This is a genomic window from Pseudomonas sp. CC11G, from assembly GCF_056174845.1.
Window position 1 is genome coordinate 218,911 of the sequence record NZ_JBWBZC010000003.1, and the last position, 12,542, is coordinate 231,452.

Here is a 12,542-nt window from a genome sequence, read left to right on the forward strand (position 1 = left end):
GCGCAGCGTTCAATTCGTCTCGCAATACCGCGTTAATCAGGAGTTCGCATGTCTGCCTTCGCTACCCAGGGCCAAGATCGCACGCTGGATCTCAATGACCTGTTGCGCGAGTTGGTCAGCCAAGGCCGTGTGGCACAGGACACCGCTGAACAACTGATGGCGATCCGCCGCAGCTCCAGCAACATCCAACAGCATCCGCTGGAATTTATCGCCGCGCAGCAGGTGGATGACCTCAGCCGCCCCGGCAAGAAACTCGACCTGGAAACCCTGACCATCTGGTTGGCCAACCTGGCCGGTCAGCCGTACTTGCGCATCGACCCGCTGAAAATCAACGTCGCCGCCGTCACCCCGCTGATGTCCTACGCCTTCGCCCAACGCCACAAGATTCTCGCCGTGGCGGCAGACAACGAAGCGGTGACCATCGCCAGCGCCCAGCCATTTGTCAGCAGCTGGGAAGCCAACCTCACCCACGTGCTCAAGCGCCCGATCAAACGCGTGGTGGCCAACCCGGCGGATATCCAGCGCTTTACCGTGGAGTTCTTCCGCCTGGCCAAATCGGTTAGCGGCGCTTCGGCGGTGGACACCAAGAGCACCAGCATCGGCAACTTCGAGCAATTGCTGAACCTCGGCGCCAGCGACCAGGAGCCGGACGCCAACGACTCGCACATCGTCAATATCGTCGACTGGCTGTTCCAGTACGCCTACCAGCAGCGCGCCAGCGATATCCATATCGAGCCGCGTCGCGAACAGGGCACGGTGCGCTTTCGCATCGACGGCGTGTTGCACAACGTCTACCAATTCCCGCCGCAGGTAACCATGGCGATTGTCAGCCGCCTGAAAACCCTGGGGCGGATGAACGTGGCGGAAAAACGCAAACCGCAGGACGGCCGGGTAAAAACCAAAACCCCGGATGGCGGCGAAGTGGAGCTGCGCTTGTCCACCCTGCCCACCGCCTTTGGCGAAAAGATGGTGATGCGGATTTTCGACCCGGAAGTGCTGCTGAAAAACTTCGACCAGCTGGGTTTTTCGCCGGATGACTTGAAGCGCTGGCTGGAAATGACCAGCCAACCCAACGGCATCATTCTGGTGACCGGCCCTACCGGTTCGGGCAAGACCACCACGCTGTACACCTCGCTGAAAAAGCTGGCGACCTCCGAGGTCAACCTGTGCACGATCGAAGACCCCATCGAGATGATCGAGCCGGCCTTCAACCAAATGCAGGTGCAGCACAACATCGACCTGAACTTCGCCAGTGGCGTGCGCGCCCTGATGCGGCAAGACCCGGACATCATCATGGTCGGCGAGATCCGCGACCTGGAAACCGCCGAGATGGCGATTCAGGCGGCGCTCACCGGCCACCTGGTGCTCTCCACCCTGCACACCAACGACGCCCCCAGCGCCATCACCCGTCTGCTGGAACTGGGCGTACCGTACTACCTGCTCAAGGCCACCTTGCTCGGGGTAATGGCCCAGCGGTTAGTGCGCACCCTGTGCCCGCACTGCAAAGAGCCGGTTGAGATTACCGAAGAAGACTGGCAGTCGCTGACCCGCCCCTGGAGCGCCCCGCTGCCTACCGGCGCGCACAAGGCCGTGGGCTGTCTGGAATGCCGCGACACGGGTTACCGTGGTCGCGCCGGGGTGTATGAAATCATGCAGCTCAGCGACAGCCTGAAGCCCTATATCAGCGCCGACACCGACCTGCTGTCCCTGCGCCGCCAGGCGTTCAAGGAAGGTATGCGCAGCCTGCGGCTGTCCGGCGCGCAGAAGGTTGCGGCCGGTCTCACCACGATTGAGGAAGTGCTGCGGGTGACACCGCAGAGTGAACAGAAGTAAGGTTTCGCTCCAACCAAACGCTTCACCTGAACACCCCACAACAAGGATCCGTTATGCAAATCGGCAGTGTGCTGTTTCTCTTCGTCGGCCTCGCGGTCGCCATTCTCTTTATGGGCTTCAAGGTCGTGCCGCAAGGCTTCGAGTGGACCGTGGAGCGCTTTGGCCGCTACACCAACACTTTGCGCCCAGGCCTGAACATCATCGTGCCGGTGATGGACCGCATCGGCCGGCGCATCAACGTGATGGAAAACGTGTTGGATATTCCGCCGCAGGAAGTCATTACCTCGGACAACGCCACCGTGCAGATCGACGCCGTGTGCTTCTTCCAGGTGGTGAACACCGCTCAGGCGGCCTATGAGGTAAACAACCTCGAACACGCCATCCGCAACCTGCTGCAAACCAATATCCGTACCGTGCTCGGCTCCATGGAGCTGGACGCCATGCTTGGCCAACGCGATGTGATCAACGAGCGCCTGCTGCGCACCGTCGATGAAGCCACCGCGCCGTGGGGCATCAAGATCACCCGGATCGAAATCAAGGACATCAGCCCACCCGCCGACCTGATGGCGGCCATGTCCGGGCAGATGAAAGCCGAGCGGGTAAAACGTGCGCAAATCCTCGAAGCCGAGGGCCTGCGTGCGGCCGCCATTCTGACTGCCGAAGGCAAGAAGCAGGCGCAGATTCTCGAAGCCGAAGGTGAACGGCAAGCGGCGTTTCTGGAGTCCGAAGCCCGTGAGCGTCAGGCCGAAGCTGAAGCCCGCGCGACCCAGGTGGTATCGGAAGCCATCGCCAGCGGTAACGTGCAGGCGATCAACTATTTCGTGGCGCAGAAATACATCGACGCACTGGGCAAACTGGCCTCGGCCAACAACAGCAAAGTGATTCTAATGCCGCTGGAAGCCAGCCAGGTGATCGGCGCGGTCGGCGGGATTGGCGAGATCGTCAAAGCCACGTTCGACACCAACAAGAAAGCGTAAGGACGCGTTACCGATGATGGATTTTCTGCAACACCTGTCCTTCTGGGACTGGTTGGCCCTCGGCACCCTGCTGCTGATTCTGGAAGTGTTCGGCGCCGGCGGTTATCTGCTGTGGACCGGCATGGCCGCCGCCGCGGTGGGCGTGCTTAGTTACCTGTTTCCTGCATTGCCGTGGCCGTGGCAGTTTCTGCTGTTCGCCGTGCTCTCGGTACTGACCGCCGTGCTCTGGTGGCAGCGCCTGCGCACGGCCGGCAAAACCTCGCAGCAGCCTGGGCTGAATCAGCGCGGCCAGGAGTTTCTGGGGCGCACCTTTGCCCTGCATGAAGCCATTGTCGGTGGGCGCGGCAAGATCAAGGCCGGCGACAGCCTGTGGCTGGTCAGCGGTCCGGATATGCCCGCTGGTACGCCGGTGGAGGTGGTGGGTCAGGACGGCGTGGTGCTAAAAATCAAAGCCTGCGCTTAAGGCTCTCCTGCAAAGCAACTTGAACTCGGGCGCTGGGCTTGAAGTCCTACTTTCACGCCCTTTGCGCGAGCCACGCAGGAGAAACACCATGCATCGTAAACTCGTTATTGCGTCCTTGTTGGTCATTATCCCGGTTGCCTCGGCCTCGGCCGACGATTTCTGGCGCAACGTGTTGTCGTCTGGCGCCACCACCGGTTCGTTCTATCTCACCTCGCGTCACGACCACAAAGTAATCGTGAATGCCCAGGAAGATGCCGGCAGCTTTATCGCCAGTAACGGCGCCATCCGTGGCCCGTATCTGGAAGCCGCGCTGCAGAAAGTGCGCGCCGAACACCCCGATCTGCAAGCCTCCGATGACCAGCTGGCACAAGCGATTCTGACCGCCGAGCCCGCTCCCGCTCAGTAAGCCTGGCTGGCAGGATTGCCGACCGCTTCCGGTTACCGTAAAGGGCGATGTGCGAGCATCGCCCTTTCTCTCCATCGACAAGGACCGTTGCCATGGGCAATCCCATCCCTACCCTGAAAGTCGTGCTCATCCTGATGATCGCGGTGAACGCCGTGTGGTTCACCGATCGGTTGCTGTCGCTGGTGGGCATGGATTTGCTCGGGCTATTGCCGAGCACGGTGTGGCAACTGCTGAGCGCGTTTGGCAGCGGTTTGCTGATTATTTTCAACGTGCTGCTATTGGGGTTGTTGCCGAAGTTGCAGCTGAAGCCCGAGTAAGGCAAGTATCCCCTCGCCCGCTTGCGGGAGAGGGTGCCCGAAGGGCGGGAGAGGGGCTGTTGCTGTAGATCTTTAGATCTTCGCTGGCCACTTCAGCAGAACTTCGTTTGCCCCTACCCTCACCCCCGACCCCTCTCCCGCAAGCGGGAGAGGGGTGCAGAGCCTTTGACTATGTTATGCGTCGGCGTCAGCCACGGCTTGATAAGCGCCCGCATCCAACAACTTATCCAACTCACTCACATCACTCGGCTGCAGCTTGTAGAACCAGCTGCCATACGGGTCGCCGTTCACGCTTTCCGGCGCATCGGCCAGCGCATCGTTAATCGCCGTCACCACACCGCTCACCGGCGAGTAGATATCGGAAGCAGCTTTTACCGATTCAACCACGCCGGCTTCCTGCCCGGCGGCCAGTTGTTTGCCGACTTCCGGCAACTCAACAAATACCACATCGCCCAGCGCTTCCTGCGCGTGGTCGGAAATGCCCACGGTCACGCTGCCATCGGCTTCAAGGCGGGCCCATTCGTGGCTGGCGGCGTAACGCAGTTCGCTGGGGATATTGCTCATGTCTTGGTCCTCGGAGTCGGGGAGGCGGAATGTCCGCCTGGAAAATTTAGCAGGTTGTGGCGGGCGGCCCGGTTTTTCCGTGACGCCGCCCGGCCGATCAGATCAATGCTTTGCCGTGTCGCACAAAATTAGGCCGTACTACCCGCACCGGATACCACTTGCCTCGAATTTCTACCTCGGCCCGTTCCCCGGTGTTGGCAGGAACACGCGCCAAGGCGATGGATTTACCCAGCGTAGGTGAAAAGCTGCCGCTGGTGATTTCACCTTCGCCAATGCCTTCCACGCGCACCACCTGATGGGCGCGCAGCACGCCGCGCTCTTCCAGCACCAGGCCGACCAGTTTCGGTTGGGCCCCGGCACTGCGTTGTGCTTCCAGGGCGTTACGGCCAACGAAGCTGCGGGCAGCGGGTTCCCAGGCGATGGTCCAGGCCATATTGGCGGCCAGTGGGGAAACGCTTTCATCCATGTCCTGGCCGTACAGGTTCATGCCGGCTTCCAGGCGCAGGGTGTCACGCGCACCAAGGCCGATGGGGGCGATACCGGCGCCCACCAGCTCATTGAAGAAATGTGAGGCCTCATCACGGGGCAGCACGATTTCCAGGCCGTCTTCACCGGTGTAGCCGGTGCGGGCAATAAACCAGTCGCCGTCGGCGAAGCCCTGGAAAGGTTTGAGGTCGGTAATCAGCGCGGCGCGGCTGGCCGATACCAGCTCGGCGGTTTTGGCCCGCGCATGGGGGCCTTGAATGGCCAGCATCGCCAGTTCGCTGCGCTCGTTGAGCTGCACGTCGAAGCCGGCGGTTTGCGCCTGCATCCAGGCCAGGTCTTTGTCACGGGTGGCGGCGTTGACCACCACGCGGTAACCCTCGGCGGTGAGGTAGACGATCAGGTCGTCGATCACCCCACCCTCGGCATTGAGCATGCCGCTGTACAGCGCTTTGCCCAGCTCTTGCAGGCGCTCGATGTCGTTGGCCAGCAGGTGCTGCAGGTAGGCCTTGGCCTGGGGCCCGCTGACGTCGACGACGGTCATGTGCGACACATCGAACACCCCGCAATCGCGGCGCACCTGATGGTGCTCCTCAACTTGCGAGCCGTAATGCAAGGGCATGTCCCAACCGCCGAAATCGACCATCTTGGCACCCAATGCAAGGTGCTGATCATAGAGGGGCGTGCGCTGTCCCATGGGTTTCTCCTTCCGGGCTTGGCGAAGGTGCGGGCAGTGCTTGAAGCCCGGCTGCGCCCAGGAATATCGGGCACTTGCACGAGGTTTCAATACACCGGTCTGGATGACGTCCTACACCGAATGGCGCGCATTGTAGCCGCAAGACTGGCGCCTGCACACACGCCTTACCGACCACTTGGTCAGCGCCCGTAACGGCGTGCCGAGCGTCGGATCAGGCCGACTACTGGCAGCAGGCCTACCAGCACCAGGGTCAGGGCTGGCAGCGCAGCGCGGGCCCACTCGCCCTCACTGGTCATCTCGAAAATGCGCACGGCCAGGGTGTCCCAGCCGAACGGGCGCATCAGCAACGTGGCGGGCATTTCCTTGAGCACATCGACGAACACCAGCAAACCGGCGCTCAACGCGCCCGGCACCAACAGCGGAAGGTACACACGGAAGAACAGGCCATAACCGGCCACGCCGAGGCTGCGTGAGGCTTCCGGCAACGACGGACGGATTCGCGCCAGGGCGCCTTCCAGCGGGCCGTAGGCCACGGTGATAAAGCGGATCAGGTAAGCCAGCACCAGCGCCAGCAAACTGCCAAGCAACAACGGCTTACCAGCGCCGCCCAGCCACTGCGAGAGCGGCACCACCAGCTCGCGGTCGAGGTAGCTGAACACCAGCATGATCGACACCGCAAGCACCGAGCCCGGCAACGCATACCCGAGGTTGGCCAGGCTGACGGCGCTGCGAATCCGCCGGGTCGGCACCAGCCGGCGGGCAAATACCAACACCAACGCCACCGCGACGGTGACGACGGCAGCGATAACGCCGAGGTACAGCGTGTGCAGGATCAGGCCGACATAGCGCTCGTCCAGATCAAACCGTCCGCGCTGCCAGCACCACACCACCAGTTGCAGCAGGGGCACGAGAAACGCGCAGGCGAACACCAGACCGCACCAGCTACTGGCCGCCAGGGCTTTCCAGCCGTGCAGGTTGTACAGCGCCTGACCGCGCGGCCGCTCGCTGGTCGGCCGGGTAGCACCGCGGGCGCGGCGCTCGCCGTACAGCACCAGCATCACCGCCAACAGCAACAGGCTGGCCAGTTGGGTGGCGCTGGAGAGGCTGTAGAAGCCGTACCAGGTTTTGTAGATGGCGGTGGTGAAGGTGTCGAAATTGAACACCGACACGGCGCCAAAATCGGCCAGGGTTTCCATCAGGGCCAAGGCCACCCCGGCACCGATTGCCGGGCGCGCCATCGGCATCGCCACGCGCCAGAAGGCTTGCCAGGGCGATTGCCCAAGAATGCGCGCCGCTTCCATCAAGCCCTTGCCCTGCGCCAGAAACGCACTGCGCGCGAGCAGGTAGACGTAGGGGTAGAAGACCAGCACCAGCACGATGATCACCCCGCCGGTGGAGCGAACGCGGGGCAGACGCAGGCCCATGCCGAACCATTCCCGCAGCAGGCTTTGCACAGGGCCGGCGAAGTCCAGCAAGCCGACAAACACGAAGGCCAATACATAGGCGGGAATGGCGAACGGCAGCATCAGCGCCCAGTCCAGCCAGCGACGGCCGGGGAATTCACACAGGCTGGTGAGCCAGGCCAGGCTGACGCCCAACAGGGTGACGCCGAGGCCGACGCCGATCAGCAGGGTCAGGGTGTTGCCAAGCAGGCGCGGCATCTGGGTATCCCACAGATGGGCCCAGATCTCGTGGTCGATGGTTTGCCAGGACAGCGCCAGCACCGTGAGCGGAAGCAGCACCAGCGCGGCGATGGCAAAGGAGAGGAAATACCAGCGACGTTGGTGAACCACGGATTATCCGTTCAGGAGGTAGGTTGGGTTGAGCGTAGCGAAGCCCAACGTTTCGGTAGAGCGGCAAATGTTGGGCTTCGCCTCCGGCTCAACCCAACCTACATCAATACCAACCCGCTCTATCCATCAATTTAATCGCTTCGGCCTGGCGCTTCCCTGCAACCTCGACCGAAATGGTGTCGGCCTTAAACGTCCCCCAACTCGCCACTTCCTCCGAAGGCTTCACGCTCGGATTCGCCGGGTACTCCTGATTCACCCCGGAGAAAATCGCCTGCGCATCCGGCCCGGTCATCCACTCCACCAGAGCCTTGGCGGCCTCCGGGTGCGGTGCATGTTTGGTCAGGCCGATACCCGACAGGTTTACATGCACGCCACGGTCAGCCTGGTTCGGCCAGAACAACTTCACCGCCAGACTCGGCTCCTGCTTGTGCAACCGACCGTAGTAGTAGGTGTTGACGATGCCCACATCGCATTGCCCGGCATTAATGGCCTGCAACACAGCGATATCGTCGGAGAACACATCGGTGGACAGGTTGTTAACCCAGCCCTTGAGGATTTCTTCCGTTTTCTCGGCGCCGTGGGTTTCGATCAGCGTAGCGGTCAGCGACTGGTTGTAGACCTTCTTCGCCGTACGCAGGCACAGGCGCCCTTCCCACTCCTTGCCGGCCAATGCTTCGTAGGTCGACAGCTCCTCCGGTTTCACCCGGTCGGTGGAATAGGCAATGGTGCGCGCGCGCAGCGACAGGCCGGTCCAACTGTCTGTGGAAGAACGGTATTGGCTGGGGATATTGGCGTCGATCACGGGTGAGTCGAAGGGCTGCAGAATGCCCATGTTCTCGGCTTGCCAGAGGTTGCCGGCGTCTACGGTCAGCAGCAGGTCGGCGGTGGCATTGGTGCCTTCAGCCTTGATGCGCTGCATCAGCGGCGCTTCCTTGTCGGTGATGAACTTGACCTTTACGCCGGTCTTGGCGGTGTAGGCGTCGAACACCGGCTTGATCAGCTCGTCGATGCGCGAGGAATACACCACCACCTCATCGGCGGCCTGCACAGTGGTTGCGCCCATCAGCACAAAGAGAGAAAGGAGTGTGCGGCGAATCTGCACGGGCAGGTCCTCGTAAAAGCCAGAAGGCCGCAAATGATAGTGAACCTCACTTGGCCAGCGGCAATCGAGGTGTGACGGAATGTTGCGTCAGGCCTTGGCCAATGCCGGCAAATCGCCAGACAACCCCAGCGCCTGCCGCACGAACAGGGCCTTCCCTTCCGCCAACCCATCCACCAGATTCAGCCCGCTATTGCGCAACCACCGCACCGGCAACGGATCGGCCTGGAACAGACGCTGAAAGCCTTCCATCGCCGCCATCATCGCCAGGTTGTGCGGCATGCGCCTGCGTTCGAATCGGCTAAGCACGCGCTCATCGGCAATATTTTCGCCACGCTCAACGGCATGCAGCAGCACTTCGGCGAGCACGGCGGCGTCGAGAAAGCCGAGGTTTACACCTTGCCCTGCCAACGGGTGAATGGTGTGCGCGGCGTCGCCGATCAGGGCCAGCCCCGGTTCGACATAACGCTTGGCGTGGCGTTGGCGCAGCGGAATACACAGACGCGGATCGGCCTCCAGCACGTCCCCCAAACGCCACTCGAAGGCCTTGCCCAGTTCACGGCAGAACTCGGCGTCGTCCAGGGCCATCAGGCGTTCGGCTTGAGTGGGCGTGGTGGACCAGACAATCGAGCACCAGTCCTGGCCATCGCCATCACGGGCCAGCGGCAGGAACGCCAGCGGGCCATCGTCGGTAAAGCGCTGCCAGGCGGTCAGTTGGTGCGGCTTGCTGCAGCGCACGCTGGTAACGATGGCGTGGTGCAGGTAATCCCACTCGCGGGTGGCGCAACCGGCCAGGCGGCGTACGGCAGAATTGGCGCCGTCAGCGGCAATCACCAGCGGCGCGCGCACGGTGCGGCCATCGGCGAGGGTTAGCAGCCAGTCATCGCCGGAGTGGCGCAGTTGTTCGAGGCGGGCGTTGGCCAGCAGGCCCAGGTCGGTCGCGTGCAACTGCTCGAGCAGCGCGTCCTGAATCACCCTGTTTTCGACGATATGACCGAGCACGTCGGCATGCACGCTGGCGGCGGAGAAATGGATCTGTCCGGTGCCGGAACCGTCCCAAACCTGCATGTCGCCATAGGGGCTGGTGCGCCGCGCTTCGATGCCGGACCAGGCACCCACGCGCTCGAGAATCCGTTGGCTGGCCATCGACAAGGCGCTGACGCGAGGCTCGAACGCCGCGCTCTGGTCAAAGGGTTTGACGCTCAACGGGCTGCCGTCGATCAGCAAAATATCCAGACCACTTTCGCGCAAGGCCAGGGCCAGCGCGCTGCCGACCATGCCGGCACCCACTACTACCAAATCCGCTCGCATTTCCATGCTTTCAGCCTGTTCACGGGCAGCCATCGGGCTGCCGGAAAATTGATTAGTGTTCGCTGCGGGTACCGATACCCATGGCCTGCCGGGCAAACCAGCGCTTGGCCGGCGGCAGCATATCCAGGCCCAACAACCCGAGGTTGCGACCGGTGGCCAACAGCGGCTCGGCATTGCTGAACAGGCGGGTGACGCGGTCGGAAAAGCCGACGGTCAGGGTCTGGTCCAGCTGTTGGGCGGCGTAGTACTGCTGCAGGGTGGCGAAGTCGCCAGGAATAGCGGGGCCAGCCAGTAGCGCTTCGGCCAGGGCCTGAACGTCGCGCAGGGCCAGGTTGTAACCCTGGCCGGCGATGGGGTGCAGGCTGTGGGCGGCGTTGCCGAGCACCACCAGATTGGCGCGCACCTGCTCCTGCGCTTCAATCAGCGACAGCGGGTACACATGCCGCGCGCCGACCTGACGTAAAGCGCCCAAGCGGTAGCCAAACAGGCTTTGCAGCTCGGCGAGAAACGCGCGGTCGTCCAGCGCCAGCAGGCGTTGGGCGTCGTCGCCAGGACGCGTCCAGATCAGGGCACTGCGGTTATCCGAAAGCGGCAACAAGGCCAACGGGCCTTCGTCGGTAAAGCGTTCAAACGCCAGGCCGCCATGGGGCTGGCTGATGCTGATATTGGCGATCAGCGCGCTTTGTTTGTAGGCAGTGCTTTTTACCGTGATGCCGAGCTGTTCGCGCAAGCCGGAGCGGCCGCCATCGGCCAGTACGGCGAGGTCGCAGTCGAGTTGGGTTTCGTCATTGAGGGTCAGGCGATAACCGTCGCCGATGGTTTGCATGGAAACCACTTCGGCGGGGCAACGCCAGCTTACGACTTCAGGGTCCAGCGCTTGCCACAGGCAATGCCCCAGCCAGGCGTTCTCGGCGACATAACCCAGAGCCGGCACGCCCTCTTCTTGCGCACTCAAACGCGCCGCTGCAAAGCGGCCACGGTCCGAGACATGAATATGCAGAATGGCTTCAGCCCGCTCAGCCACTTTGGGCCAGATGCCGAGACGCTGATAAATCTGCTGCGTGCCGTAAGAAAGCGCGGTGGAGCGTGCGTCGTAGCTGGGCTGGTAGCTGTCGCCAGGGGCGAACGGCTCGATCAGCACAATCGACCAACCGCGTGCCTTGGCCCCGGCTTGCAGCGCCAGCGCCAGGCTGGCGCCGACCAGGCCGCCACCGATGATGGCGAGTTGCGCGCGGCTTTTGTCCACGGTCACCGTCAGGCAGCCTGAGTGCGAGCAGCGGCCATCAGGGCCTCGATTTCCGCGACGGTTTTCGGCGCGTCTTTGGTGATGATTTCGCAGCCGGTCTTGGTGACCACCACGTCGTCTTCAATACGCACGCCGATGCCGCGCCATTTTTTCGCGACGTTCTGGTTATCCACAGCGATATAGATGCCGGGCTCGACCGTCAGCGCCATGCCGACCTCCAGAACTCGCCATTCGCCGCCGACCTTGTAGTCGCCGACATCGTGCACGTCCATGCCCAGCCAGTGGCCGGCGCGGTGCATATAGAACGGTTTGTAGGCTTCGCTGGCGATCAGCTCGTCCACATCACCTTCGAGCAAACCGAGTTCCACCAGGCCGGCGGTGATGACTTGCACGGTGGCTTCGTGGGCTTCGTTCCAGTGCTTGTCCGGGCCGATGGCGGCGAACGCGGCTTCCTGGGATTTGAGCACCAACTCGTAGATGGCTTTCTGCTCCGGCGAGAACTTACCGCTGACCGGGAAGGTGCGGGTGATATCGCTGGCGTAGCAGTCGATTTCACAACCGGCGTCGATCAGCACCAGGTCGCCGTCTTTGAGCGGCGCATCGTTTTCGCGGTAGTGCAGGATGCAGGCATTGCGGCCGGCGGCGACGATAGAACCGTACGCCGGCATCTTCGCCCCGCCCTTGCGGAATTCGTAATCCAGTTCGGCTTCCAGGTGGTATTCGCTCAGACCGGCGCGGCTGGCTTGCATGGCGCGGATATGGGCGCGCGAGGAAATCTGCGCCGCTTCGCGCATCACCTTCACTTCGTTAGCCGACTTGTACAGACGCATGTCGTGTAGCAAATGCGTAAGGGCGACGAACTCGTTTGGCGGCTGTGCGCCCTGACGGGCTTTGGAACGGATAACGTTGATCCACTCCATCAGGTGCCGGTCGAATTCCTGGTTGGTGCCCATGGCGTAGTACACGCGGTCACGGCCTTCGATCAGGCCGGGCAGGATTTCGTCGATATCGCCAATCGGGAACGCATCGTCGGCGCCGAACTGGGAGATGGCGCCGTCCTGACCGGCACGCAGGCCGTCCCAGAGTTCGCGCTCCGGATCACGCTCGCGGCAAAACAACACGTACTCGCCATGCTCACGGCCGGGGATCAGCGCGATAACCGCCTCGGGCTCTGGGAAGCCGCTGAGGTATTGGAAATCGCTGTCCTGACGGTAGATATGCTCAACGTCGCGGTTGCGGATGTACACCGGCGCCGCCGGCAGGATGGCGATGCTGTTGGGTTCCATCTGCGCCATCAGCGCCTTGCGCCGACGAGCGTATTCCGACTTGGGGATGCTGATCATGGGCGAGCTC

Annotated in this window: 12 protein-coding genes; 5 read left to right on the forward strand and 7 right to left on the reverse strand. The window is 62.5% G+C overall.

Translation table 11 applies throughout. The features are described 5' to 3' along the window. The first annotated feature begins 48 nt into the window (after positions 1 to 48). The 5 genes from tfpB (at position 49) to AC0V2S_RS05620 (ending at position 3,996) form a co-directional block, all read left to right on the forward strand. The gene (tfpB, locus tag AC0V2S_RS05600; protein WP_475508867.1) at positions 49 to 1,833 is read left to right on the forward strand and encodes a type IV pilus assembly ATPase TfpB; all 1,785 of its coding nucleotides are present in this window, start codon (positions 49 to 51) and stop codon (positions 1,831 to 1,833) included. Between the two features lie 53 nt (positions 1,834 to 1,886). Beyond that, positions 1,887 to 2,810 (forward strand): SPFH domain-containing protein, encoded by a 924-nt coding sequence (locus tag AC0V2S_RS05605; RefSeq protein WP_475508868.1) that lies wholly within the window; start codon positions 1,887 to 1,889, stop codon positions 2,808 to 2,810. 13 nt (positions 2,811 to 2,823) lie between these two features. Beyond that, a complete protein-coding gene (locus AC0V2S_RS05610; RefSeq protein ID WP_475508869.1) occupies positions 2,824 to 3,273 on the forward strand; it encodes an NfeD family protein in 450 nt (149 codons plus the stop codon). Positions 3,274 to 3,361: 88 nt separating this feature from the next. After that, a complete protein-coding gene (locus AC0V2S_RS05615; RefSeq protein ID WP_475508871.1) occupies positions 3,362 to 3,679 on the forward strand; it encodes a DUF2388 domain-containing protein in 318 nt (105 codons plus the stop codon). Between the two features lie 92 nt (positions 3,680 to 3,771). Then, entirely contained in the window at positions 3,772 to 3,996 is a 225-nt protein-coding gene (locus tag AC0V2S_RS05620; protein ID WP_475508872.1) for a hypothetical protein, read from the forward strand. Between the two features lie 174 nt (positions 3,997 to 4,170). Here AC0V2S_RS05620 and gcvH read toward each other — a convergent pair whose 3' ends face one another. The 7 genes from gcvH to pepP all read right to left on the reverse strand — a co-directional run bounded on the left by gcvH (position 4,171) and on the right by pepP (position 12,532). Next, positions 4,171 to 4,560 (reverse strand): glycine cleavage system protein GcvH, encoded by a 390-nt coding sequence (gene gcvH, locus AC0V2S_RS05625; RefSeq protein ID WP_475508873.1) that lies wholly within the window; start codon positions 4,558 to 4,560, stop codon positions 4,171 to 4,173. 97 nt (positions 4,561 to 4,657) lie between these two features. Then, complete coding sequence (gene gcvT, locus AC0V2S_RS05630; RefSeq protein WP_475508874.1) at positions 4,658 to 5,740, reverse strand: glycine cleavage system aminomethyltransferase GcvT; 1,083 nt, start codon at positions 5,738 to 5,740, stop codon at positions 4,658 to 4,660. Between the two features lie 179 nt (positions 5,741 to 5,919). Then, the gene (locus tag AC0V2S_RS05635; protein ID WP_475508875.1) at positions 5,920 to 7,533 is read right to left on the reverse strand and encodes an ABC transporter permease; all 1,614 of its coding nucleotides are present in this window, start codon (positions 7,531 to 7,533) and stop codon (positions 5,920 to 5,922) included. Between the two features lie 103 nt (positions 7,534 to 7,636). Next, positions 7,637 to 8,596, reverse strand: a complete 960-nt coding sequence (locus tag AC0V2S_RS05640) for an extracellular solute-binding protein (RefSeq protein WP_475508992.1) — start codon at positions 8,594 to 8,596, stop codon at positions 7,637 to 7,639. A gap of 126 nt (positions 8,597 to 8,722) precedes the next feature. After that, positions 8,723 to 9,943: a 2-octaprenyl-3-methyl-6-methoxy-1,4-benzoquinol hydroxylase gene (locus tag AC0V2S_RS05645; protein ID WP_475508993.1), complete on the reverse strand. Its 1,221-nt coding sequence runs from the start codon at positions 9,941 to 9,943 to the stop codon at positions 8,723 to 8,725. A gap of 52 nt (positions 9,944 to 9,995) precedes the next feature. Beyond that, positions 9,996 to 11,189, reverse strand: a complete 1,194-nt coding sequence (gene ubiH, locus AC0V2S_RS05650; RefSeq protein ID WP_475508994.1) for a 2-octaprenyl-6-methoxyphenyl hydroxylase — start codon at positions 11,187 to 11,189, stop codon at positions 9,996 to 9,998. 8 nt (positions 11,190 to 11,197) lie between these two features. Beyond that, positions 11,198 to 12,532 (reverse strand): Xaa-Pro aminopeptidase, encoded by a 1,335-nt coding sequence (gene pepP, locus AC0V2S_RS05655; protein ID WP_475508995.1) that lies wholly within the window; start codon positions 12,530 to 12,532, stop codon positions 11,198 to 11,200. Between the last annotated feature and the right edge of the window lie 10 nt (positions 12,533 to 12,542).